Genomic DNA, 24,700 nt, shown 5'->3' with positions numbered 1-24,700 from the left:
TTCCTCACAGGCCTGCGTGGGCGGCGATGGCGGCGGCGATGGCCAGGGCCAGCTCTTCGGGTTTGCGCTTGATCGAGTAGTTGGTCAGTTCAGGGTGGCTTTCAACGAAGCTGGTATTGAACTGGCCGCTACGGAATTCCGGGTTACGCAGGATTTCCTGGTAATACGCGGCGGTGGTCTTGACCCCTTGCAGACGCATGTCGTCCAAAGCTCGCAAGCCACGGTCCATCGCTTCTTCCCAGGTCAGCGCCCAGACCACCAGTTTCAGACACATGGAATCGTAGAACGGCGGAATGGTGTAGCCGGTATAGATCGCTGTGTCGGTGCGCACGCCAGGACCGCCGGGCGCGTAGTAACGGGTAATCTTGCCGAAGCTCGGCAGGAAGTTGTTTTTCGGGTCTTCGGCGTTGATCCGGAACTGCAACGCGAAACCGCGGTGCTGGATGTCTTCCTGTTTCACCGAAAGCGGCAGGCCGGACGCGATGCGGATCTGTTCGCGCACAATGTCGATGCCGGTGATTTCTTCGGTGATGGTGTGTTCCACCTGCACCCGGGTGTTCATCTCCATGAAGTACACCTCGCCCTCGGCGAGCAGGAACTCCACGGTACCGGCGTTCTCGTAACCCACAGCCTTGGCCGCACGCACCGACAGGTCGCCGATGTAGGCGCGCTGTTCCGGGGTCAGTTGCGGGCTCGGAGCGATCTCGATCAGCTTCTGGTTGCGACGCTGGATCGAGCAATCACGCTCGAACAGGTGCACCACGTTGCCAAAGCTGTCACCGAGAATCTGTGCTTCGATGTGTTTCGGATTGACGATGCATTTTTCCAGGAACACTTCCGCCGAACCGAAAGCCTTGGTGGCTTCGGAAATGACCCGCGGAAAGGCTTGTTCGAGTTCTTCGCGACTGTTGCAACGACGAATCCCGCGGCCGCCACCACCGGAGGTGGCCTTGAGCATCACCGGGTAACCGATGCGATCGCCTTCGGTCAGGGCTTCTTCGATGCCCGACACGTTGCCTTCGGTGCCCGGGGTCACCGGTACGCCAGCCTTGATCATGCTGCGGCGCGCTTCGGTCTTGTCACCCATACGGCGAATCACTTCAGCCGATGGACCAATGAATTTGATACCGCGTTCGGCGCAGATGTCTGCCAGCTCGGCATTCTCCGAAAGGAAGCCGTAGCCGGGGTGCAATGCATCACAACCGGTTTCCACCGCCAGGTTCACCAGCTTGCGCGGGTTGAGGTAGCCGGCCAGTGGCTCGGCACCGATGCTGTGGGCCTCGTCCGCACGCTTCACATGCAAGGCATGGCGATCGGCGTCGGAATAGATCGCGACGGAGCGAATGCCCATCTCGGCGCAGGCACGCACGATTCGTACGGCAATCTCACCACGGTTGGCGATCAGGATCTTTTTTATCACTTGGAGGTTCCCTTGAGCCGGTGGTACCCACGACCTGTCACACCAGGTCGACGCGTGACCAAATGTTTCAATTCAGTCGCAGCTCCACACTAGCCTTCGCAAGGGATTAACAAAAATGAATAATAATTGGGTTACACATAAGCAAAGACTTATAGTTGAGGCATCAGCCTCCGCTCAGGGTCTCTAGAAAATGCGTAAGTCATTGATGCGTATGACGTTGCGTCAATTGCAGATCTTCAATGAGGTGTGCGACTTAAGGTCCTACAGCCGTGCAGCCGACGAAATGTCTCTCACACAACCTGCCGTGAGCCTACAGATTCGTCAACTCGAAGAGCTGATCGGCCAACCGTTATTCGATTATGTCGGCAAAAAACTCTACATGACCGAGGCGGCCGAAGCACTGCAGCGCGCCAGCCGGGATATTTTCGGGCGCCTGGAAAACCTCGATATGCAGCTGTCGGACATGCAAGGCTCATTGCAGGGTCAGCTGAAACTGGCGGTGGAATCCAGCGCCAAGTATTTCGTGCCGCACCTGTTTGCCGCGTTCAAGCGCCAGCACCCGGAGGTGAACCTGCAACTGACGGTGGTCAACCGTGGCCAGGTCATTCGGCGCCTGTCGGATAACCGTGATGATCTGGTGATCATGTCGATGGTTCCACAGGACATGGGGCTGGAGTTTCTACCGTTCCTCAACAACCCGATTGTCGCCGTGGCGCCGCCGGATCATCCACTGTGTCACATGGGCCCGCTGCGCTTGCAGGATCTTGAGCCCTACACGTTGCTGTTGCGCGAACACGGTTCCGGCACGCGACTGGCTTGCGAAGAGTACTTCAAAGAGAAACGTGTGCACTTCACCCAAACCCAGGAGGTGGCGTCGGCCGAAGCGCAGCGTGAATGCGTATTGGCGGGTCTGGGCCTGGCGCTGTTGACGCGCCACGCCCTGAACCTTGAGTTGGCAACCGGCGGATTGATCGAATTGCCAGTCGAAGAGCTGCCGCTGTACCGCAGTTGGTGCCTGGTGCAGGCCAAGGCCAAACGGCTGTCACCGGTGGCCCATGCATTCCTTGCGTTTATCCGCAGCGAGCGGATGCAGATCAGCGCGCTGGTTGAGCGTTTCGACGGGAAGTTGCGGGAGCCGCCTGCCAGTAATTGAGTTCGAGTTCGTCAGGAAATTCGCCAATTTCGGCCAGAAGCTGGCGGCGCTCGCTGCGATCTTCGATCGCGCGGCGAAATTCCATGCGGCGCTGATCTTCTTGCTGACGACGGGTTTTGACGGCGCTGTTGCGTTCTTCGTAGGGCTGAGCCATTTCGAGTCTCCCAAGGCGAGTACGGGAGTTACAAGATAGGTGCGAGGGATGACGGTTTGGCGGCGGGTAAGTTACAGACTGATGAAATCAACTGGCTTAGCGCTTATCTGTGGCGAGGGAGCTTGCTCCCGCTCGACTGCGCAGCAGTCGTAAATCGTTTGATGCGGCTTATCAGAAATACTGCAGCAAGATGGTTGTGGGGCCGCTTCGCAGCCCAGCGGGAGCAAGCTCCCTCGCCACAAATCCAGCATTTCCCGATGAATCAATCGTCCAGCGCTTTCACCGATTTGGGCGACAGCCGCAAACTGCGAAGGCTGCGTTTGACGCTTTTCAGGTGATTGACCAGGCTCGGACCGCGGGCCATGGCCACGCCCATCGCCAGCACATCGATCACTACCAGATGCGCAATGCGCGACGTCAACGGCGTATAGATTTCGGTGTCTTCATGCACATCGATCGCCAGATTGACGGTCGACAACTCGGCCAACGGTGTCTGGCTCGGGCACAACGTGATCAACGAAGCGCCGCTCTCGCGCACCAGATTGGCCGTGATCAACAGGTCCTTGGAACGCCCGGATTGGGAAATACAAATCGCCACGTCGCTCGGCTTCAAAGTGACCGCCGACATCGCCTGCATGTGCGGGTCGGAATACGCCGCTGCAGTCAGCAGTAAACGGAAGAACTTGTGCTGGGCATCCGCCGCCACCGCGCCCGAGGCACCGAAGCCATAAAACTCGACACGCTGGGCCTGAGACATGAGCGACACAGCCCTCTGCAATTCCACCGGATCGAGCTTCTCGCGAACCTCCATCAGCGTATGCAGGGTGGTGTCGAAGATTTTCAGGCTGTAATCGGCGACTGAATCGTCTTCATGGATCGCGAACTGCCCGAAGCTCGCGCCGGCCGCCAGGCTCTGTGCCAGTTTCAGCTTCAAATCCTGAAACCCGGAGCAACCGATGGCGCGGCAAAACCGCACGATGGTCGGCTCGCTGATGCCCACGCTGTGGGCCAGGTCGGCCATGGAGCTGTGCATCACCGCCGCAGGGTCAAGCAGCACGTGGTCGGCGACTTTGAGCTCCGACTTGCGTAACAGGTGGCGGGACTGGGCGATGTGTTGCAGCAGATTCAAGGGGCTGGACTCTTTGTTATTGGCAGGTGCCGGGGATGTAGCACGCTTGTAGTTATACTACATGAATCGGCTTTTTGCCTGCTCAATGCGTAACTCAATGTCCCCATTTCATGCGCCATGCGCTCCATGTAGCCCTCTCGGTCCTTGTAGCAGCTGGCGAAGCCCAGCTTCTACAAAGGGTTGGCGTCGCGACGTAAAAGCTCGGCCAGGTTGGCGGCCTCGACCGGCCGACTGATCAAATACCCCTGCACTTCATCGCAACGCTCGACTTTCAGAAACTCCAGCTGTTCCGGCCGCTCCACCCCTTCAGCCACCACTTTCAGCGACAGGCCATGGGCCATGGCGATGATCGCCCGGGTAATCGCCGCATCCTCGCTGCTCTCCCCCAGACCGCGGATAAACGCCTGATCAATCTTCACGTAATCCACCGGAATGCGCTTGAGGTAACTCAACGACGAATAGCCAGTGCCAAAATCGTCGATCGCCAGCTTCACCCCCAGATCACGCAGTTGCTGGAAGGTCGCAATGATGTGCTCGACGCTGTCCAGCAACTGGCTTTCGGTGAGTTCCAGTTCCAGGTAGTGCGGCGCCAGGCCGGTTTCCTCCAGCACCTGACGCACCAGGCTGACCAGTTTCCCTGAACGCAATTGATGCACCGACAGATTGACCGACACCCGAATCGGCTCCAGCCCCTGACGCTGCCACTCGCAGGCTTGCCAACAGGCCTGGCGTAAAACGAACTCGCCAATAGCGCCGATCAACCCGGTTTCCTCGGCCAAGCCGATGAAATCCCCCGGCGGCACTTGGCCCAGGGTCGGGTGATGCCAGCGTACCAATGCCTCGGCGCCATTCAGCCGGCCGGTGGCGAGGCAGAGTTTCGGTTGATAAAACACTTTCAACTGCTTTTCTTCGATGGCTTTGCGCAGCTGGTTCTCGAGCTGCAAACGCTCGAGCGTGCTGGCTTGCAGGCTCTCGGTATAAAACTGGAAGTTGTTGCCGCCCAAGTGTTTGGCATGCTGCATGGCCATGTTCGACTGGCTCACCAACGCAGAAATCTCCCGCGCGGTGTCCGGTAACAGGCTGATGCCCATGGACGCGCTCATCACCAGCTCATGCCCGTCGACAGTGATCGGCAAACACAGTTTGGTCGACAAACGAGTTGCCATGCGCGCCAGACTCGACAGATTGCCGTAGGCATCGAACAGCACTGCAAATTCATCACCGGACAACCGGGCGATGGTGTCCGCTTCCGGCAGCGCATTGACCAGGCGCCGGGACATTTTCTGCAATAACTGATCAGCGATTTCGTGGCCGAGGCTGTCGTTGAGCAGCTTGAATCGATCCAGATTGATGTGCAGCAAAGCCAGGCTGCGCCGACCACCCTGACGCACCCGCTGATGAGCTTCGTGCAGCCGTTCGCGGAACAACGATCGGTTGGCCAATCCCGTGAGTTCGTCGTAATGAGCGAGATAACGCATGCGCTCTTCGGACTCACGCCGAGCAGACAGATCGGCGAAGAAGCCGACAATATGACTAACCTTTCCCCGTGAATCGCGCACGGCGTTCAGTTGCAGCCATTGCGGATACAACTCGCCATTCTTGCGCGTTTCGACCAACTCGCCCTGCCAGCTACCGTGCTGCTCCAGCGCCTGACGAATCGCCGCGTAATGCCGGCGGGCGTCGCGACTGCAGGGTAACTCGACCACATTGCGCCCGAGCATGTCGTCGATGTCATAGCCAGTCACTCGACTGAAGGCTTGATTGGCGGCGATCAGCGCGTAATTAGGGTCAAGAATGACGATGCCCTCGCTAGCGGCCTCGAACACCGTCGCCGCCAGTTGGCGCTGTTCTTCCAGGCCCTTGCTGGCACTGATGTCGCGGCGGGTGCCGACCATGCGGATCACCCGGCCGTTTTCGCTGCGCTCAACTGCTCGCCCGCGGTCCTCGATCCAGACCCAATGGCCATCGCCATGCCGTACCCGATACTCGATCTGATAATCCTCGCTGCGACCCTTCAAATGCTCGACCAGGGCGCGCCTGAGCGATGGCAAGTCTTCGGGGTGCAGACGTGGCTTGAGGTGGCTGAGCATCGCCGTCACGTATTCCGGCTCCAGACCAAACAGCTCCTGAAGCTGAGTGTGATGGACTTCGTCTGTCTGCAGGTTCCAGTCCCACAACCCGAGTTCGCTGGCCTTCAACGCCAGCGCCAGTCGCGCTTCGCTCTTGCTCAAGGCCTGGTTGGCGGCGTCCAGCTCCAGACTGCGTTGGGCAACGCGATTTTCGAGATCGACCTGAGTTTCGCGCAATTCGTCTTCGGCTCGGCGGCGCTGGTCGATTTCCTTGGCCAGTTCGTGGTTGAGCTGATCGCTGCGACTTTGCGCCTGCTGCAGGTGCTCGATCAGGGCCTGATTTTGAAAGCGCCGCAACAACCCTTGGTTGATCAGCCGATTGACCTGCCAGGCGACCACGCTCAACGAACCCAGCAAAATCAGCCCGAACCAGCCCCAGCCCTGTTCCTGCTCATCCCCGCCCCAGAACAGATAGCCGATGGCTGGCAGCAGACAGGGCAAGGTAAAGGACAGAAAAGCCGGCAGGCTGACGGCATAAGCAACGCTGGCCGAGAGTGCCGCGGCGCCGATCAGCCCGAATACCCAGGCTTGCTGCATGAAATTGTCCGCGGGCACCAACGCGATGCCGGCACCGGCCAGGGTCAGGCCAGTCATGGCAGAGCCGAGCATGAACATGCGACGCCAGACCGGATGGGCCTGACGGTTGGGAATCGCCGAATCGAAAGCCGCGACTTGAATCACCCGCAACGCCACCAGCGACAATAACCAGATCAGCCAGACGCTCACAACGAAGTAGCGCTGCGGGCTCCAGAGCAGGCCGGCGCACACCAGACCGTTGATCAGCATGAACAGCGTAGGCAAAAGCGAGCCCTGGTACAGCAGGCGCGTGCGTTCGACCGCCATTTCCATAGCGTACTGTTTGCGGATAACCCGGGGCTCCACAGAGGGGCCCGACAGGTCGGAGCTGAGGGTCATAGGCAATGTTCTTGTTCTTATAGTGAGCATGCGAGCCCGAATTGTGGACGGAGCATACACAAGCAAATGCCCGGACCAAACAGCCCAAGGTCACAAAATAGACGAAAGTTTGAGCCGTCCACCTTGGTAAAAAAGCCGCCAGACGAGCTCCGCCAATGCTTGCAGCCGGTGACCGACCGGTCGTCATCGGTGCTTCTTTCATCGGCTAATGCAAAGCTCGGTTTGCCCGGTGTGACGGCGCACCCTAGAATGCCCCGATGCGCGATGATCTCTCCCTTCTGCTGAACTCCCTCAACGATGCCCAACGTCAGGCCGTAGCTGCCTCTGTGGGTCGTCAGTTGGTCCTGGCCGGTGCTGGCTCCGGTAAAACCCGAGTGCTGGTGCACCGTATCGCCTGGTTGATCCAGGTCGAAAACGCCTCGCCCCACTCCATTCTGTCGGTGACCTTCACCAACAAGGCCGCTGCCGAGATGCGTCATCGCATCGAGCAGCTGATGGGTATCAACCCGGCCGGCATGTGGGTCGGCACCTTCCACGGCCTGGCGCACCGCTTGCTGCGGGCGCACTGGCAGGAAGCCGGCCTGAGCCAGACTTTCCAGATTCTCGACAGCGACGACCAGCAACGGCTGGTCAAGCGGGTGATCCGCGAGCTGGGTCTGGACGAGCAACGCTGGCCGGTCCGACAGGCCCAGTGGTTCATCAACGGGCAGAAAGACGAAGGTCTGCGTCCGCAACATATTCAAGCCAGCGGCGATCTGTTCCTGGCGACCATGCGCAGCATTTATGAAGCCTACGAGGCCGCGTGCCTGCGGGCCGGCGTCATCGATTTCTCTGAACTGCTGTTGCGCGCCCTCGATCTGTGGCGCGATAACCCGGGCCTGCTCGCCCATTATCAGAAGCGCTTCCGGCACATTCTGGTGGACGAGTTCCAGGACACCAACGCCGTGCAATACGCCTGGTTGCGTCTGCTGGCCAAGGGTGGCGACAGTCTGATGGTGGTCGGCGACGACGATCAGTCGATCTATGGCTGGCGCGGCGCGAAAATCGAGAACATTTATCAGTATTCCGACGACTTCCCCGATGCCCAGATCATTCGTCTGGAGCAAAACTACCGCTCTACCGCCGGGATCCTCAAAGCCGCCAACGCCCTGATCGCCAACAATACCGGGCGCATGGGCAAAGAGTTGTGGACCGATGGCGGCGAAGGCGAAGCGATCAATCTGTACGCCGCCTTCAACGAACACGATGAAGCACGCTACGTGGTCGAAACCATTGAAAGCGCGCTGAAAACCGGCCTGGCTCGTAGCGATATCGCGATTTTGTACCGCTCCAACGCCCAATCGCGCGTTTTGGAAGAAGCCTTGTTGCGTGAGCGCATTCCGTATCGCATTTATGGCGGTCAGCGCTTCTTCGAACGGGCAGAAATCAAGAACGCCATGGCGTACCTGCGTTTGCTGGAAGGCCGTGGCAACGATGCGGCCCTTGAGCGGGTAATCAACGTTCCGGCCCGTGGCATCGGCGAAAAAACCGTTGAAGCGATCCGCGATCATGCGCGCCATAGCGACGTGTCGATGTGGGAGGCCATGCGTCAGCTGGTGGCCAACAAGGGGCTGACCGGTCGTGCTGCCGGCGCTCTTGGCGCGTTTATCGAGCTGATCGAGGACCTCGCCGCCAAGTGCCTGGAAATGCCGCTGCACCTGATGACTCAAACCGTCATCGAGCAGTCGGGGTTAATCGCCTACCACCAGGCGGAAAAAGGCGAGAAAGGACAGGCCCGGGTCGAAAACCTTGAGGAACTGGTCAGCGCCGCACGTAACTTCGAAAACCCGGAAGAGGATGAAGAACAGTCTCCACTGTCAGCGTTCCTCGGTCACGCCTCGCTGGAGGCCGGAGACACCCAGGCCGACGAACACGAAGACAGCATTCAGTTGATGACCCTGCACAGCGCCAAGGGCCTGGAATTCCCTTACGTGTTCCTGGTGGGCATGGAAGAAGGCCTGTTTCCGCACAAGATGAGCCTGGAAGAACCCGGCCGTCTTGAAGAGGAACGCCGTCTGGCCTACGTCGGTATCACCCGGGCGATGCAGAATCTGGTGCTGACCTATGCTGAAACCCGCCGCCTGTACGGCAGCGAGACCTACAACAAGGTGTCGCGTTTCGTACGTGAAGTGCCGAAAGGCCTGATCCAGGAAGTGCGGCTGTCCAACAGCGTCAGCCGTCCGTTCGGCGGTGGCCAGCAGCAGAGCTCCAGCAGCCTGTTCGGCGGCAGCGAGATCCCGGACACCGGGTTCAGCCTCGGCCAGACCGTGCGGCATTCGGTGTTCGGCGATGGTGTGATCCTGAATTTCGAAGGCGCCGGCGCTCAGGCGCGGGTGCAGGTGAACTTCAGCGAAGGCAGCAAGTGGTTGATGCTGGGTTACGCCAAGCTGGAAGCCGTTTAAAAACTGAAAAGATCGCAGGCTTCGCCAGCTCCTACAAGGATTCGCATACCCTGTAGGAGCTGCTGAAAGCTGCGATCTTTTTCCAAGGCCGACTAGGCATCCTTCCTACAGAACTTATCTACCCGTCCTACAGACCAAAGTTAACAAGTCTTATTGCGTGACCGGAAGCTGAACACAACCTGTCAAGCAAAAGCCCGAAACACTCTGCCGCTAGCCAGCAACACTTCAGCTGTGCAACATGGCGCGCGTGCCTTCCACAAATTGGGAATTCCCTTTATGAAACGTTTTCTTAGCATCGCCATGGCGTTGTGCATTGGCCTGACGATGAGCCTCGACGCCAATGCCGCCAAGCGCTTTGGTGGTGGCAAGAGCTCCGGCGCTGCGCCGACTCACCAGACCAGCCAGATGGCTCCTTCTTCTCCTGCCGGCGGCGCTGCTGCCACTGCGGGAGCGGCCGGTGCTGCTGGCGCCGCCACCAAGGCCAGCGGTGCTTCGCGCTGGCTCGGCCCTCTGGCCGGTATCGCCGCCGGTGGCCTGTTGGCCTCCATGTTCATGGGCGACGGCTTCCAGGGCATGCAGATCTTCGACATCCTGATCATGGCGGTCATCGCCTTCCTGGTCTTCCGTTTCATCGCCGCCCGTCGTCGCAAGCAGCAGGAGCACATGGCTCCAGCCGGAGCGCCAATGCAGCGTGAAGTGTTCGAACAGAAACCAACAGCCATGGGTTCGATCTTCGGCGGTTCGGCAGCACCTGCTGCCGCTCGTCCGGTGATCAACGCGCCAGCCTGGTTCAATGAACACAACTTCATTGAAGCGGCCCGCAACCACTTCCAGTCCCTGCAGCAGCATTGGGATGCCAACGAAATGGACAAGATCGCCGAGTTCGTGACTCCGCAACTGCTGGAGTTCCTCAAGCGCGAACGTGCCGATCTGGGCGACGGCTTCCAGTCGACCTACATCGATAACCTCCAGGTACAACTGGATGGCGTTGATGACCGTGCGGACAAGACTATCGCCACCCTGACCTTCAGCGGTGTATCGAAGTCCTCGCGCTTTGATCAGGGCGAAGTGTTCAGCGAAAGCTGGAACATGGAACGTCCACAGGGCGAAAACCAGCCTTGGCTGGTGGCCGGTATCCGCCAGAACGGCTGATCAATTCCCGCGTTTCACCTGTTGTAATAAAACCCCGGCCTCGGCCGGGGTTTTCTATTTCGCGGTTGCATCTATAGCGAGCTACTGTATAAACCGCCCCAACTAAACCGCGCCATCAAGCAAGAGGATCCCGGACGTGGAAGAAATCATCGAACAACTGCGTGAAGCCAACGAACCGGTACCGGTCCCCTTGGAATTGCCTGACGAAGATCAGATTGTGGAAATCGAAGAGCAACTGTTCATCGACATCCCGTTCGTCTTCAGAGAGTTTTTGCTGACCGTCAGCGATGTTATCTACGGCAGCCTGGAGCCAGTGACTGTCACCGATCCGCAGTCCCACACCTACCTGCCGGACGTTGCCGCCAACGCCTGGGACGCTGGCGTCGATCGCAGCATGATTCCGATCTGCCAGGACGGTGACAATTACTACCTGGTCGAAGAAGACGGCACCGTGGTGCTGTGGCTGGCTGAAGAAGAGTTGCTCGCCGAAGAAACCTGGGAATCGGTATGGCACTGGGCGCGGGACGTCTGGCTGGAAAGCTGAGCCGTCTGCCCGCTGTAATCAATGCCCGGCCGAATCGTTGTGGTTATCCAGCGTTTCCAGCAAGGCCACCTGCATTCGCGTATGCACACGGATGAACCAGCGCCAGAGCAGCGCCGCCACCGCGGCCGCGACTATGACGATCAGCACCAGCAACTTGTTGGTCGGCAGAATACTGGCCGACAAGGCTGCCAGCAGCAGGAAAATCACTAACAGCGAGAGGATCGGAATCACTTCAGCGATCACCCGACGCACTCGCTGTGTGTGGCGGCCGGCCATGTCCGGCTTCACACCCATTTCTGCCAGCAGCATCGACAGCGCCTTGAGCTTGCGATAGGCGGCGATCAGGAACGGCAGTGACAACAGCAACGCCCCACCCCAGATCAACGCTTTCTGCCAGCTCGGGTCGCTGATCCAGGCTTGCAGGTAAACGGACATGCGCTCGGCGAAGAACGCGCCCGAGAAAAAGATCGCAATCACCAACGCCAGATTAACCCCTACCTGCAACAGAATCCGCCGGATCATCGACGCCAACAGTGCACCCTCGCCCTGAGGCTGAATGCTGCGCAGCCATTCGCCATACATCCCGAGCACACGGCCCAGACGCTGCGGCATCACTGCAGCAAGCTTGATCGAGAGCGGATCGGCCGCGCGGATCAGATACGGCGTCAACAGCGTGGTGATGACCGAAACAGCCACCGCCACCGGGTAGAGAAAGTTGCTGGTGACCTGCAGCGTCATGCCCAACGCCGCGATGATGAAAGAAAATTCGCCAATCTGTGAGAGCCCCATCCCCACGCGCAGTGAGGTGCGTCCGTCATTACCAGCGATAAAAGCACCGAGGCCGCAGGACAGCATCTTGCCCAGTACCACTGCTACGGTGATCACCGCGATCGGCCAGGCGTATTGCAGCAGGATCATCGGGTCGAGCATCAGGCCGATGGCGACGAAGAAAATGGCACTGAACAAGTCGCGAACCGGCTCGATCAATTGCTCGATCTTCAGCAGTTGCCGCGATTCAGCCATGATCGCGCCAATCAGGAACGCGCCGAGGACCATGCTGTATTCAAGTTTGACCACCAGCAGGCAGAAGCCGAAACACAGGCCCAGCACAGTGATCAGCAGCATCTCGTTGCTTTCGAATTTGGCCACGTAGGCCAGCAGTCGCGGTACCAGCAGAATGCCAATAACCAGTGCGACAATCATGAACAGTGACAGCTTGCCGACCGTGGAAAACACTTCGCCGGAACTGACTGTTCCACTGACCGCGATGCTCGACAGCAACGCGATGATGCCAATGCCGAGGATGTCTTCGACGATCAGCACGCCGAAGATCAATTGGGCAAAACGTTCTTTCTTCATCTTCAGGTCGTTGAGCGCCTTGACGATGATGGTGGTCGAGGAAATCGCCAGGATCGCGCCGAGGAACAGCGAGTCCATGGTATTCCAGTCGAACCAGCGGCCGATTTCGTAGCCGATCCAGATCATCAGGACGATTTCCAGGAACGCTGCGATGAACGCCGTGGCGCCAACCTTGAACAGCTTGCGCAGGCTGAACTCCAGGCCCAGGCAGAACATCAGGAAAATCACTCCGAGCTCGGCGAGGGTTTTGATGGTGGCTTCATCGTGGATCAGGCTGAACGGCGGCGTGTGCGGGCCGATGATGAAGCCGGCGACGATGTAGCCGAGCACCACTGGTTGTTTGAGACGATGAAAGAGCACGGTCACCACACCCGCGATCAACATGATCACTGCCAGATCCTGAATGAAACTGATGGCGTGCATGGCATGTGGCTCCTTGGGTGGGCTTTTGAAGGGTAACATCGCGACTTCCGACGGGAAGACGGTGCAATATATGGAAACAGATAGATTCGGGCGTGACGGCAGCCCCCCGCCCGGCGTCCCGATAACTGTTGGTTTGAAAAACCAAGCACCCACAGAGGTGCAACCCAGAAATCCTGCCTTGACCCGTGAGTACGTTATGGAACCCGGAAACGCCCAGCTGTCGATGACGGTATTGATGACCCCCGACATGGCCAACTTCTCTGGCAATGTCCACGGCGGGACCCTGCTCAAATACCTCGATGAAGTGGCTTATGCCTGCGCCAGCCGCTATGCCGGTCGCTATGTGGTGACCCTGTCGGTGGATCAGGTGATCTTCCGCGAGCCGATTCACGTCGGTGAACTGGTGACTTTTCTGGCCTCGGTCAACTACACCGGCAACACCTCGATGGAGGTGGGCATCAAGGTCGTGACCGAGAACATCCGCGAGCGCTCGGTGCGTCACACCAATAGCTGTTTCTTCACCATGGTCGCAGTGGATGACCAACGCAAACCGGCCGCAGTCCCACCGCTGCAACCGCAGAACAGTGAAGACAAGCGTCGGTACATGCAGGCGCAGCAGCGTCGGCAGATTCGTCAGGAACTGGAAAAGCGTTATCAGGACATCAAGGGCGACGCCTGAGGTGTTCAGTCAGTTTGACGGTGCTCACTAGATCGTTTTCGCAAGCAAGCCCGCTCCCACAATGGATCTTCAGTGCACACAGATTTCGTGTACGACAGAGAACCAGTGTGGGAGTGGGCTTGCTCGCTAATGGGGTCGACGCGAAGCTCAGAGGCTGATCGCTGTCGCCTCGAACCGCACCCGCGGATGGGCGATCCGGTCCTGCGCCCGCACCAGTTCCAGCTCATAGCTGGCGCAGGCCTGGGTTTCCAGCATCACTTCATGCACCGCCGCCGCAGTGAATTCGAAGGCACTCAGCAGATTGTCACCTTGCAGCACGCGCGCCAGGAACAACCCGGCAGTCAGATCGCCAACGCCCACCGGCTGACGCGGAAACGCCAGCAGCGGCCGACGCAGGTGCCAGCTGCCTTCAGCGGTCACCAGCAACATCTCGAAGCCATCCGCCAATTTGCCGGGATAGTCCAGATGCTTGACCAGCACCGCCTTCGGACCGCGAGCCAGCAGCGCTCGCGCCATGGCCAGGCAATCGAACAATGACTGCGCCTTGCGCCCCGAGAAGCTATTCAGCTCCAACTGGTTCGGGCACATGAAGTCGGCCACCGCTGCCGCCTCTTTCAGCAGAAAATCGCTGACCTCGGCTGGAACGGTGCAGCCTTTCTCCGGATGGCCCATCACCGGATCGCAGAGGTATACCGCTTTTGGATTGATCGATTTGATTCGTTCCACGCCCGCGAGAATCGCCCGGCCCTGGGCCGCGCTACCGAGGTAGCCGGACAACACGGCATCGCAATTGCCCAGCTCACCAATTGCAGCGATTCCTTCTACCAATTCCGGAATCTGATGCGGAGCCAGCACTTCCCCGGCCCACTGGCCATATTGCGTATGGTTGGAGAACTGCACGGTATTGAGCGGCCACACGTTCACCCCGACCCGCTGCATCGGGAAAACCGCGGCGCTGTTGCCTGCGTGGCCGAACACCACGTGGGACTGGATGGCGAGCACATGGGGCGTACGTTTCATGCGGTGAGTTTTCCGTCAAACGATTGAAATTCGAGCCGCGCAGTATGCGACTAAACGCAGCCTGTACGACAGACCGGCGACACAGTTAAGCTGGCACTATCTTGTTGGAGCACCCTGTTGATGCTGACCCTCGGAAATATCCTCGTGTTGATGCTGCTCGCCACCGGTGGCGCGTGGTTGTGGCACAACCACGGCTTGCGCGAACGTGCGCTGGAGCGGGTCATGCAGCATTGCGCCAAGCTTCGGATCGAGCTGCTGGACGGCAACGTAGCTTTGAAGAAGATCGCCTTCATTAAAGACGCCAATGGCCGTCGGCGCCTGGCCCGTGTGTATAACTTCGAATTCACCGTGACCGGCGAAACCCGCCACACCGGCACCATCACCCAATTCGGCGCCCATAGCGCACAAATCGAGCTGGCGCCCTACCCGATGCCGTTCGACGACACACCGCCGGTGGTTGATATCGCGAAGCCCAGAGCCGAGGTGATTGAACTGAGTCAGTGGCGGCAAGAACACACAAAGTGGCGTCCGTGAGTCGGATGTCAGTCAGTTAAAACCAATCGCGGGCAAGCCCGCTCCCACAAGGTTCACACTGTACCTGTGGGAGCGGGCTTGCCCGCGATGAGGCCTTCAAAAACGACACAAAAACTCGCTAATTTGCCTAAGTGCGGCACCCCGCCAAACCTTCCTGCAGTTCTGGGACAGCCTGCGGCTCACTGAAAATCAACTCAATACGCGAATCCCGACGCCATTCGCTGACCTGCCAATCCAGTAACGAGTTATCCAGCGCATTCGCCGACACCCACCCCTCGGTGCTGTGGATAACCAGCTTCGCCCGCCGCCATTCAAGGCGCTCAAGCCATCTCCCGATCAATACGGCATCGAAAATCTGACTCGGATGCCACCGCCATCCAACGCTCCAGCCACCCTCCTGCACCTGACTCAAGCAAATCGGCAGCTTGGGGTCAGTCCAGATAGCCGGCATCTGCGCCAATCCCTTGGGCACAACAAAGTTATCCACACCCGTGAAAGCCTGAGCCCCGAGCCCCGGTAATTCGCTCAACGGCAAGACGGCTTGCTGCGTCCAGTACAAAGGACGCATCGGCAACTGTGCGGCGATTCGTTGGCGATCGCTGTCGTTGAGGTTTTCTGCCTTGTTCAGCAACAGCAACCCGGCACTGTCCAAGGCTTGCTGTTGCGCCGCAGGCAGCGGTTTTCCGGCCGCGAGCGCCTGTGCATCCAGCACCAGCACGCACGGCTGCACCGCCAGGACGCCTTGCCACGGAACCTCACTCAATTGCCGGAGTAACTGCGCCGGATGCCCTAGCCCGGAGGGTTCGATGAACAGTCGATCCGGTCGTGCCTTGCGCAGCAACCGCCCGAGGCCGATCTGAAACGGTGCACCATTGACGCAACACAAACAGCCCCCGGCCACTTCCCCCAGTGCGATACCATCGGCATCCTGGGTCAACAGCGCGGCATCCAGACCGATCTGGCCGAACTCGTTGATCAACACCGCCCAGCGCTCACCCGCGGGCCGCTGTGCCAACAGGTGCTTGATCAGGCTGGTCTTGCCGGCACCTAGTGGGCCAGCAATGACGTGGGTGGGAATGTTCTGCAACATGGTCGAGGTTTTCTGAGGAGGTAAAGAATGCGGTTGATGGGATGGTCGTTGCTGCTGGCGCTCACATCGGGCGAAGCGCTGGCCCAGGCTTGCGTGGTGCACAGCACGGCTGAGCGGCTCGACGTGAAGGTCTGCCAGCAAAACCGCAACATCCCGGAAAAACTGTTCGCCGACGGATTCTGCCAGCCGAACCTGTCTGGGCAGAAAGTCGAGGTGCAGTACGTCGATCAATGCCCTACCGGCGCGTTCGGGGTGTGCAGCAACGCTCAAGTCGCCAATATGCCTTACCGGCAGGATATTCACTATTACGGCGTGGCCACCGATGCGGCGTATTTGAAGCCGTTTTGCGAAGCCCAGAGCCAGGGAACCTGGCTCAAACCTTGAGCGGCTAGCTCAGCCAGTCAAGGGTCAGTATCAAACGACGCTCGCCCGACGCCGGCTGCGGCGAGCGGTGGATCAAACCGAAGCCTTCGTTGCCGTGCCACTTCTCCCCTTTAAGCAACGCCACTTCGCCACTGGAAATTTGCTGGATCAGCGACTCGTCCTGCGGTTCGGCCTCAGGTTTGCCTAATTGCCGGCGATCCATCGCCCCTTCTTTCAGCCATTGGCTGCCGATACCTGCGTAGGTGGTGATCAACCGCACCGGCACGTGATCGACGTGGAAACGCGGGCACATGGCTTTGTCCAGAACCCGCAGGCGCAGGCCGATACGCTGGGCGCCCAACAGGCAGGTGAAAGCGCTGACCAGCCAGGAAACATCGGCAATAAAGCCTTCGTAGCCTTCCAGATCGCTGAAGCCTGAGGCTAAACCGTGGAGATTGGGTTCGGCGTCCTCGCCGGGCATTTCCAGGGACAACGACTCGGCCAGCGGCTCATTCAGGGACAACAACAAGCGACCGAAATCGGTAATGTGCGCCGGGAGTTGGCGTTGCCAGAGGGCCAGGTTTACGCCGTCGTCCAGAATTCCGGTCAGCGCTTTTGGCGTATCACCTTGAACCTGACGAATGACCGGTCGCAGCTTAAGACTGGGCGCCAACATCAGGCGGCCGCCTCTTCGTGCCAAGGACCGAACGGATCGGGCAGTAACTGCCAACCCTCGACACCCAAGGCCATTTCATCGTCCGTCAGCAGGCAGTTATCGAGTTCGGCGGCAAGTTGCGCGAAGTCGATGTTCTGGCCGATGAACACCAGTTCCTGGCGGCAATCACCGGTGGCCGCCGTCCAGTTTTCCATGATCCCGGCGGTGCTTTCTTCGTCTTGCGGCCACTGGTTTTTCGGCACGAAACGCCACCAGCGCCCGGCAAAACCGTGCCGCATCAAGCCGCCGGCCTGGGACCAGCTGCCAGCATCCCTGTGTTTGCTGGCCAGCCAGAAAAAGCCTTTGGAACGCAGCAATTTGCCGTTCACCCATGGACGGTCGATGAAGCTGAAGAAGCGTTGCGGATGAAACGGTCGCCGCGCCCGATAGGCCGTGGAGGCGATACCGTACTCCTCGGTTTCCGGCACGTGTTCACCGCGCAATTCCTGCAACCATCCCGGCGCCTGAGCAGCCTTTTCGAAGTCGAAGCGCCCGGTGTTGAGGATTTTCTTGAGCGGCACTTCGCCCATGACCATCGGAATGATTTCGGCCTGGGAATTTAGCCGTTCGAGGATCGCGATCAACTCCTGGCGCTCGCTACTGCTGATCAAGTCGATCTTGCTGATCAGGATCACGTCGGCGAATTCGATCTGCTCGATCAACAGGTCAGTGATCGAGCGTTCGTCCTCCTCGCCCAAGGTTTCGCCACGGGAAGCGAGGCTTTCGGCGGCCTGATAGTCGAGCAGGAAGTTCATGCCGTCGACCACAGTGACCATGGTGTCGAGCCGCGCGATGTCCGCCAGGCTCTGCCCTTCTTCATCGCGAAACGTGAAGGTTTCCGCTACGGGCAGAGGCTCGGAAATGCCCGTGGACTCGATCAACAGATAATCGAAACGACCCTCCTTGGCGAGTTTGCTGACTTCTTCGAGCAAATCTTCCCTCAAGGTGCAGCAGATGCAGCCGTTACTCATTTCCACAAGTTTTTCTTCGGCGCGGTTCAGGCTGACATCGCGCTGAACTTCGCTGCCATCAATGTTGATCTCACTCATGTCATTGACGATCACCGCGACACGCAAATTTTCGCGATTACGTAGTACGTAATTAAGAAGTGTACTTTTTCCGGCGCCGAGAAAGCCCGACAGGACGGTCACGGGGAGACGATTGGGCATCAGGTATTCCTCATCAGGATGTGGCCGGTCAAATCGCCCGTTGATGGCGTTCGCGCAGCTCTTCACGTTCTTTGGCTTCAATGCACAGAGTGGCGGTGGGCCGCAGCAGCAGGCGCTTGAGGCCAATCGCTTCACCGGTTTCGCGACACCAGCCGTACTCACCGCGAGCCACGTGTTCGAGGGCTTCGTCGATCTTGTCCAGGAGCTTCTTTTCCCGCTCCAGCAGGCGCAGCTGCCACTGGCGTTGTTCTTCGGCACTGCCGATATCGGCGGGATCGCTGTGGGGTTCCTGATCGCGTAACGCGTCGAACTCGCCGGCAATGCGCTCCTGCAGCTCGCTGCGCTGAGCCAGCAACAGCTCGCGAAAGAAGCCTTGCTGGGCGTCGTTCATGTAATCGGCGGCGGGTTGAGCGAGGAGTTCTTGTTCAGTCATGGAGATGGATCATCAGAGCGGGTGTATTTTATGTTATAGCATAACAACACAAATAAGCCACTCCCCTCTTGTTCCTCACGACAAAGGGCACGATGCTTTAGCCCGTCCGCCCCCTTGAGAAATGCCATGGGAAACGCGCTGAAATTCTCGCTGTTGAGCCTTTCGCTGCTGATCGCGGCCGATGCCTGGGGACAAATCCCGAGCCTGGCCAATTGCACCCGTAGCGCTAATCTGCTGGCTTGCGTGGATGCCGACGGCAATGCCTACAGCGTTAACACCGTCGGTAGCACGATCTATCTGCGCGGCTTCGAAGTAGCCGGCAACCGCCAATGGGCGCAAACCAACAGCCGCTACGGGCAACTGACATTCTTCACAGGCATCGCGTCCGATGGCGAAGCCTGGGTCGGCTACAACCGACGAGTTGGATGGACAACCATCAATCGGTTTTCCAGCTCCGGTGGCAGCAGCGGCAAGTTCACGTGTAGCCGGATGACCGGCTGCTAGGCCCCGATACTGTCCGAGTGAGACGCGGCGCCGCGTCCGCATGAGCAACTGACGTCTGTGCAGGGTGAAAGCCTGCTGACGAAAAAGGCATCGTCGATTTTATTGTTATAATATAACATGCCAAATCAACTCCCACGATGGACCTGCTCATGAATGCGCTGACTCTGCCGGATATCGCCGCGCAGGCCTCACGCCAAGCCCTGCCACTCGATTGGGTGGGCATGTGCGGCATTGCTCTTCCTGTTTTACTCGATGGCCAACGACTGAGCGCAAAGGCCGACGCTGGCGTTAGCCTCGACGATGGAGAGGCGCGTGGCATCCATATGTCGCGGCTGTATCTGGCGTTGGAAATGCTTGAGCAGGAAAGCCTTTCGCCCGCGTTATTGCGGCGAGTCTTGCAGAATTTTCTCGAAACCCATGAAGGGCTTTCCCACAACGCTTACCTAAAAATTCACACCGAACTATTGCTCAAAAGACCTGCGCTCGTCAGTCCACTGGCCGGTTGGAAAACTTATCCGGTGAGCATCGAAGCCAGTTTGAAAAGCGCGATGTTCCACGTGGAACTAAAAATCGATGTGCCTTATTCCTCAACCTGTCCGTGCTCAGCAGCCCTTTCGCGGCAGTTGATTCAGCAACAATTCGTTGATGACTTTGCCAACAAGTCGCTGCAACACGCTGACGTTCTGACTTGGCTCGGTTCCACGAAAGGCATCGTCGCCACGCCGCATAGCCAACGCAGCAATGCGCAATTGCAGCTTCGTCTGGATGACTATCTGGATGACCTGCCGCTGATCGCCGCGATCAACGATGCGGAAGCAGCCCTCGGCACCGCTGTGCAAACCGCCGTGAAACGCGCCGACGAACAAGCTTTCGCCCTCGCCAACGGCCAGAACCTGATGTTCTGCGAAGACGCTGCCCGACGCTTGAACCTGGCCCTGAAACGCTCCCCGGGCATCAACGCCTTTCATGTGCGAGTCGTTCACGCCGAAAGTCTTCACGCCCACGACGCTGTCGCCGAAAGTCGCTGGAATTGGGAGGCCGCATGATCCAATGCCAAGCCTTGCGCTGGGGCGCTCCCGGTCAACCGCTCACTCCATCGGTGGATTTCCAGTTACCCAAAGGAAGTCTGACCGCTGTCATCGGTGCCAACGGTTCGGGTAAAACCAGCCTGCTGAAAGTCATCGCCGGTCTGCAAAAGCCTCTGGCTGGAAAAGTCATCATTGATGTTCCACGCAAAGGCGGCCTTTCGTTCCTGCCTCAGCAACAACATCTGGATCGGCAGTTCCCCATCAGCCTGCAAGAGTTGGTGGCCGCAGGTTTCTGGGGTAGCAAGCAAGCTCCGGAGATTCGCAGCCAACGCCTCAAGTCTGCGCTGGAAGACTGGTGCCTGACCGGCCTGGAACATCGACCATTGATGGCCCTCTCCGGGGGCGAATTGCAGCGTACCCTGCTCGCCCGGTTGAGTCTCGCCGAAGCCCCCTTGTTGTTGCTCGACGAACCCCACGCCGCGCTCGACGAACTCGGCCAGGCGCTGCTCTGGAAACACATCCACGCCTGGCATGCCGAAGGTCGAACGCTGGTGGTGGTGTGTCATGACCTGGCCGCCGTACGCCAACAAATCCCCCAAGCCCTATTGATCAAAAGCAGCGGCTGCGTCCTCGGCCTCAGTACCGATCTGATTCGCCAACAACCCCAAACGCAGGTGGCTTGATGATCGCTGTCGCTCAGCTTTGGCAACCGTTCCACGAATTCGTATTCATGCGCCGGGCGTTGCTTGGTGGTCTCGTTCTGGCGTGCAGTACAGCACCGCTTGGGGTGTTTTTGATCCTGCGGCGCATGAGCCTGATCGGCGACGCGGTGGCTCACGGCATCTTGCCGGGCGCCGCATTGGGCTTCTGGTTCGCCGGTTTGAGTTTGCCCGCGTTGACCATCGGTGGCCTCGGCGCTGGCCTGAGCATGGCCGGACTGGCGGCCTGGATCACCCGCCGCACCGGCCTGCGGGAAGACGCGAGCCTGGCCGCGATCTACCCGATATCGCTGGCCAGCGGCGTGCTGATCCTCGGTATCGCCGGTAAGCGGCTGGACCTGTTGCACCTGTTGTTTGGCTCGGCGCTCGCGGTCGACGGGCCGACGTTGACCGGCATGATTTGGGTCTCGGGCTTTAGCCTGATCGCCATGGCCCTCATCTACAAACCCCTGTTGCTGGACACCCTCGACCCACTCTTTCTGCAAACCGTCAGCCGCCTCGGGCCACTGGCTCACGGGGTATTTCTGACCCTGGTGGTGCTGAATCTGGTGATCGGCTTCCAGGCTATCGGTGCCTTGATGGTGGTCGGTTTGATGATGTTGCCGGCCGCGGCTTCTCGCTTCTGGAGTCGTCGCTTGCCGGTACTGATCGCCATCGCCGCGCTGCTCGGTTGCCTATCGGTCTGGTTCGGCTTGTTGCTGTCGTTCTACTACTCGCTACCCAGCGGCCCGGCGATCGTGCTGGTGGCTGGCGGTTTGTATCTGCTGTCCGTGGTGTTCGGTCCGGTGCACGGTTTGCTGCGCCGCCCGCCTTTGCTCACATCCCAATGAGGTGTTACCCGATGCGCGCTTTACTCGTGCTGTTCAGTCTGATGCTGTCGATGTCGCTGTCTGCCGCGGAAAAACTCCAGGTAGTCACCAGCTTTAGCATCCTCGCCGACATGACCCATCAGGTCGGCGGCGACCATATCCAGATCACCAATATGGTCGGGCCGGACGCCGATGCCCACACCTATGAGCCGACCCCGGACGATGCCAAGGCATTGCTCAAGGCCAGACTGATCATCAAGAACGGGCTAGGTTTCGAGCCGTGGCTGGACCGTCTGGTGACCAGCACCGAGACCAAAGCTGCGGTCATCAGCGCCAGCCACGGTGTCATTCCACGCTCGCTGAATGAAGATGGCGAAACCATTTCCGATCCACACGCCTGGCACAACCTGGCAAACAGCGAGCTGTACATCAGCAACATCACCAAAGCGCTGATCGCCGCCGACCCTGCCAACAAAACCGACTACGAACACAACAGCCAGGCCTACCTGAAAAAGATCTATGCCTTGCTCGCCGAGGCCAAAGCCAAGCTCGGTTCGCTGCCGTCGGGTAATCGCAAAATCGTGACCTCCCATGACGCCTTCGGCTATCTCGGTCAGGCTTACGGCATCGACTTCATGGCACCTCAAGGACTGTCTACCGAACGTGAACCGTCGGCCGCCGAAGTCGCTGCGCTGATCACGCGGATCCGTCAGGCCAAAGTCAAAGCGGTGTTCATGGAAAACATCAAGGACGCACGCCTGCTCAAGCAAATCGCCGATGAAAGCGGCGCACATATCGGCGGCACGCTGTACTCCGATGCCCTCGCGGCGACCGGTCCGGCCAGCACATTCGCCGGGTTGTTCGAATACAACCTCAACACCTTGTACGAGGCGTTGAGCAAGCCATGATCCGCAAGAATCCTTCCGGCGATCTGCCGCTGATTGCGGAGTCCGCGTACGTGGATAAAACCGCCATCATCTGCGGCAAAGTGGTGATCGGCGAGAACGTCTTCGTCGGCCCCTACGCGGTGATTCGCGCCGATGAAGTGGATGATTCGGGCGAGATGGAGCCAATCACCATCGGCGCCAATTCGAACATCCAGGACGGCGTGGTGATTCACTCCAAGTCGGGGGCGGCGGTGACCATTGGCGAGTTCAGCTCCATCGCCCACCGCTCCATCGTGCATGGCCCCTGCACCGTTGGTAATCGCGTGTTCATCGGGTTCAACAGCGTGCTGTTCAACTGCGCGGTGGGCGACGGTTGCGTGGTGCGGCACAACTCGGTGGTCGATGGTCGTGACTTGCCTGAAGACTTCTACGTGCCCTCCACCACGCGCATCGGCCCCAACACTGACCTGTCGCAGTTCCCACCGGTGAGCATCAGTGCCTCGGAGTTTTCCGAGGATGTGGCGCGCACCAACGTTGATTTGGTGCGGGGCTACAAAGCCCTGCAGAACGAGTTCTGACCATGAGCAGTGTGCTGATTCGCAACGCCCGGCTGGTCAATGAAGGTCGTGAATTCGACGGTGATTTGCTGGTAAGCCACGGCCGCATCGTCAAGATCGCCAGCAGTATCGAAGGTGAAACGGCCGCCGTGGAAATCGACGCCAACGGCCAATGGCTACTGCCGGGCATGATCGATGACCAAGTACATTTCCGCGACCCCGGAGCGCCGGACAAGGGCAGCTTCCATACCGAATCCAGGGCGGCAGTTGCCGGCGGCATTACCAGCTTCATGGACATGCCCAACACCTCCCCGGCCACCCTGACCCTCGCCGCGCTGGCCGACAAGAAGCGTCGAGCGGCGACCAGCTCAGTGGCCAATTACGGTTTTCATTTCGGCGTGAGCAACGACAATCTCGATACCGTCGCCGCGCTCAATCCTTGTGAGGTGGCCGGAGTCAAAGTGTTCATGGGCGCCTCCACCGGCAACATGCTGGTGGACGATCCACGGATTCTCGAGCGGCTCTTCGCCGAAGTGCCGACCATTTTGTTGGCCCACTGCGAACACACACCCAGCATCGAAACCAATGCCGCGAACCTGCGGGAGCTGTTCGGCGAGCACCTTCCGCCCGCCGCTCACCCGCTGATCCGCAACGCCGAAGCGTGCTTTCGCTCCTCCTCAATGGCCGTTGATCTGGCCAGGCGACACAGCACCCGACTTCACGTTTTACACTTGAGCACTGCCCGTGAGCTGGCGCTGTTCGAAGACCAGCCGCTGGCACAGAAGCGCATTACCGCCGAAGTCTGTCTGCATCACTTGCTGTTCGATGATCGCGACTACCCAAGCCTTGGCAACCTGATCAAGTGCAACCCGGCGATCAAGACTCAGGCCGACCGCGATGCCTTGCGCAAAGCATTGTTGAGCAATCGACTGGACGTGATCGGCAGCGATCACGCGCCTCATACCTGGGCCGAAAAACAGCGACCCTACAGCCAGGCGCCGTCCGGTTTGCCATTGGTGCAACACGCCCTGCCCGCGCTGCTGGAACTGGTGGCCGATGAAGTTTTGCCAATTACCACCCTCGTGGCCAAGACCAGTCATCGGGTCGCCGATTTGTTTGCCATCCCCGACCGCGGCTACCTGCGCGAAGGCTACTGGGCCGACCTGGTATTGATCAAACCCGAGCCCGATGGCGTTGCGGTTTCCCGGCAGCCGATCCTTTCGCAATGTGGCTGGACGCCCTTCACCCACCATTGTTTTCGCCACAGCGTCACCACTACGGTCGTGTCGGGGCAAATTGCCTGGCACGACCAACGTCTTAATGACAGCTGCCAGGGTTTAGCCCTACGGTTTATGCGCTAGCGCGCGTTATCGA

24 protein-coding genes are annotated in these 24,700 nt (G+C 59.2%); 14 read left to right on the top strand and 10 right to left on the bottom strand.

Translation table 11 applies throughout. From position 1 onward, the window contains the following. Positions 1-4 precede the first annotated feature (4 nt). Positions 5-1,420 carry an acetyl-CoA carboxylase biotin carboxylase subunit gene (locus AB7M26_RS05635; RefSeq protein WP_007896523.1) on the bottom strand — a complete coding sequence of 472 codons (1,416 nt, stop codon included), beginning with the start codon at positions 1,418-1,420 and terminating at the stop codon, positions 5-7. A 190-nt stretch (positions 1,421-1,610) separates the two neighbouring features. Between AB7M26_RS05635 and AB7M26_RS05630 the strand changes: the two genes are divergently transcribed. Further along, on the top strand, positions 1,611-2,573 hold the full coding sequence (locus AB7M26_RS05630) for a LysR family transcriptional regulator (RefSeq protein ID WP_123495696.1): 963 nt from the start codon (positions 1,611-1,613) through the stop codon (positions 2,571-2,573). Here AB7M26_RS05630 and AB7M26_RS05625 read toward each other — a convergent pair. From AB7M26_RS05625 to AB7M26_RS05615, 3 genes are all read right to left on the bottom strand, one after another. After that, positions 2,515-2,727, bottom strand: a complete 213-nt coding sequence (locus AB7M26_RS05625; protein WP_123495694.1) for a PA3496 family putative envelope integrity protein — start codon at positions 2,725-2,727, stop codon at positions 2,515-2,517. The genes AB7M26_RS05630 and AB7M26_RS05625 overlap by 59 nt on opposite strands. Before the next feature lie 262 nt (positions 2,728-2,989). Next, positions 2,990-3,856, bottom strand: coding sequence for a transcriptional regulator HexR (hexR, locus tag AB7M26_RS05620; protein ID WP_007896526.1), 867 nt, complete (start codon positions 3,854-3,856; stop codon positions 2,990-2,992). A gap of 170 nt (positions 3,857-4,026) precedes the next feature. Beyond that, a complete protein-coding gene (locus AB7M26_RS05615) occupies positions 4,027-6,900 on the bottom strand; it encodes an EAL domain-containing protein (protein ID WP_429388267.1) in 2,874 nt (957 codons plus the stop codon). 257 nt (positions 6,901-7,157) lie between these two features. On the opposite strand from AB7M26_RS05615, the gene uvrD reads away from it, so the two are divergent. The 3 genes from uvrD to AB7M26_RS05600 all read left to right on the top strand — a co-directional run bounded on the left by uvrD (position 7,158) and on the right by AB7M26_RS05600 (position 11,037). Further along, a complete protein-coding gene (gene uvrD, locus AB7M26_RS05610) occupies positions 7,158-9,341 on the top strand; it encodes a DNA helicase II (protein ID WP_123495690.1) in 2,184 nt (727 codons plus the stop codon). 276 nt (positions 9,342-9,617) lie between these two features. Then, the gene (locus AB7M26_RS05605) at positions 9,618-10,493 is read left to right on the top strand and encodes a Tim44 domain-containing protein (RefSeq protein ID WP_123495688.1); all 876 of its coding nucleotides are present in this window, start codon (positions 9,618-9,620) and stop codon (positions 10,491-10,493) included. Positions 10,494-10,629: 136 nt separating this feature from the next. Beyond that, a complete protein-coding gene (locus AB7M26_RS05600) occupies positions 10,630-11,037 on the top strand; it encodes an SMI1/KNR4 family protein (protein ID WP_123495686.1) in 408 nt (135 codons plus the stop codon). An 18-nt stretch (positions 11,038-11,055) separates the two neighbouring features. Here the strand turns inward: AB7M26_RS05600 and AB7M26_RS05595 are convergent, their stop codons facing one another. Next, complete coding sequence (locus AB7M26_RS05595; protein ID WP_123495684.1) at positions 11,056-12,819, bottom strand: cation:proton antiporter; 1,764 nt, start codon at positions 12,817-12,819, stop codon at positions 11,056-11,058. Between the two features lie 196 nt (positions 12,820-13,015). On the opposite strand from AB7M26_RS05595, the gene AB7M26_RS05590 reads away from it, so the two are divergent. Then, on the top strand, positions 13,016-13,498 hold the full coding sequence (locus AB7M26_RS05590) for an acyl-CoA thioesterase (protein ID WP_007896533.1): 483 nt from the start codon (positions 13,016-13,018) through the stop codon (positions 13,496-13,498). 147 nt (positions 13,499-13,645) lie between these two features. On the opposite strand, the gene pdxY is transcribed toward AB7M26_RS05590, so the two are convergent. Then, complete coding sequence (pdxY, locus tag AB7M26_RS05585; protein WP_123495682.1) at positions 13,646-14,518, bottom strand: pyridoxal kinase PdxY; 873 nt, start codon at positions 14,516-14,518, stop codon at positions 13,646-13,648. A gap of 120 nt (positions 14,519-14,638) precedes the next feature. Here pdxY and AB7M26_RS05580 point away from each other — a divergent pair, with 120 nt between their 5' ends. Next, the gene (locus AB7M26_RS05580; RefSeq protein ID WP_095052328.1) at positions 14,639-15,052 is read left to right on the top strand and encodes a DUF3301 domain-containing protein; all 414 of its coding nucleotides are present in this window, start codon (positions 14,639-14,641) and stop codon (positions 15,050-15,052) included. A 127-nt stretch (positions 15,053-15,179) separates the two neighbouring features. Here the strand turns inward: AB7M26_RS05580 and AB7M26_RS05575 are convergent, their stop codons facing one another. Beyond that, positions 15,180-16,142, bottom strand: a complete 963-nt coding sequence (locus AB7M26_RS05575; protein WP_123495680.1) for a CobW family GTP-binding protein — start codon at positions 16,140-16,142, stop codon at positions 15,180-15,182. Positions 16,143-16,169: 27 nt separating this feature from the next. On the opposite strand from AB7M26_RS05575, the gene AB7M26_RS05570 reads away from it, so the two are divergent. Beyond that, a complete protein-coding gene (locus AB7M26_RS05570) occupies positions 16,170-16,526 on the top strand; it encodes an NADH:ubiquinone oxidoreductase (protein WP_123495678.1) in 357 nt (118 codons plus the stop codon). Between the two features lie 4 nt (positions 16,527-16,530). Here the strand turns inward: AB7M26_RS05570 and AB7M26_RS05565 are convergent, their stop codons facing one another. The 3 genes from AB7M26_RS05565 to dksA are packed head-to-tail and all read right to left on the bottom strand — an operon-like array spanning position 16,531 to position 18,822. Beyond that, positions 16,531-17,181, bottom strand: a complete 651-nt coding sequence (locus AB7M26_RS05565) for a DUF1826 domain-containing protein (protein WP_123495676.1) — start codon at positions 17,179-17,181, stop codon at positions 16,531-16,533. Beyond that, positions 17,181-18,389, bottom strand: coding sequence for a zinc metallochaperone GTPase ZigA (gene zigA, locus AB7M26_RS05560; protein WP_123495674.1), 1,209 nt, complete (start codon positions 18,387-18,389; stop codon positions 17,181-17,183). The genes AB7M26_RS05565 and zigA overlap by 1 nt, the downstream gene beginning before the upstream one ends. A gap of 28 nt (positions 18,390-18,417) precedes the next feature. Then, positions 18,418-18,822, bottom strand: a complete 405-nt coding sequence (dksA, locus tag AB7M26_RS05555) for an RNA polymerase-binding protein DksA (protein WP_123495672.1) — start codon at positions 18,820-18,822, stop codon at positions 18,418-18,420. A gap of 126 nt (positions 18,823-18,948) precedes the next feature. Here dksA and AB7M26_RS05550 point away from each other — a divergent pair, with 126 nt between their 5' ends. From AB7M26_RS05550 to AB7M26_RS05520, 7 genes are all read left to right on the top strand, one after another. Continuing rightward, entirely contained in the window at positions 18,949-19,326 is a 378-nt protein-coding gene (locus AB7M26_RS05550; protein ID WP_123495670.1) for a glutamine synthetase, read from the top strand. Positions 19,327-19,475: 149 nt separating this feature from the next. After that, entirely contained in the window at positions 19,476-20,372 is an 897-nt protein-coding gene (folE2, locus tag AB7M26_RS05545) for a GTP cyclohydrolase FolE2 (RefSeq protein ID WP_429388256.1), read from the top strand. After that, positions 20,369-21,037, top strand: coding sequence for a metal ABC transporter ATP-binding protein (locus AB7M26_RS05540; RefSeq protein WP_123495667.1), 669 nt, complete (start codon positions 20,369-20,371; stop codon positions 21,035-21,037). Before folE2 ends, AB7M26_RS05540 begins: the two co-directional genes overlap by 4 nt. Further along, positions 21,037-21,903, top strand: a complete 867-nt coding sequence (locus AB7M26_RS05535; protein WP_123495664.1) for a metal ABC transporter permease — start codon at positions 21,037-21,039, stop codon at positions 21,901-21,903. The genes AB7M26_RS05540 and AB7M26_RS05535 overlap by 1 nt, the downstream gene beginning before the upstream one ends. Positions 21,904-21,914: 11 nt before the next feature. Beyond that, entirely contained in the window at positions 21,915-22,790 is an 876-nt protein-coding gene (locus AB7M26_RS05530; protein ID WP_123495662.1) for a metal ABC transporter substrate-binding protein, read from the top strand. After that, positions 22,787-23,347 (top strand): gamma carbonic anhydrase family protein, encoded by a 561-nt coding sequence (locus AB7M26_RS05525; protein ID WP_123495660.1) that lies wholly within the window; start codon positions 22,787-22,789, stop codon positions 23,345-23,347. Before AB7M26_RS05530 ends, AB7M26_RS05525 begins: the two co-directional genes overlap by 4 nt. A gap of 2 nt (positions 23,348-23,349) precedes the next feature. After that, on the top strand, positions 23,350-24,687 hold the full coding sequence (locus tag AB7M26_RS05520) for a dihydroorotase (protein WP_123495657.1): 1,338 nt from the start codon (positions 23,350-23,352) through the stop codon (positions 24,685-24,687). Positions 24,688-24,700: the final 13 nt, after the last annotated feature.

The organism is Pseudomonas sp. F-14 TE3482, assembly GCF_053629455.1.
The sequence above is the reverse complement of the archived record's forward strand: the minus strand, read 5'-3'. Positions and strand labels throughout refer to the sequence as shown.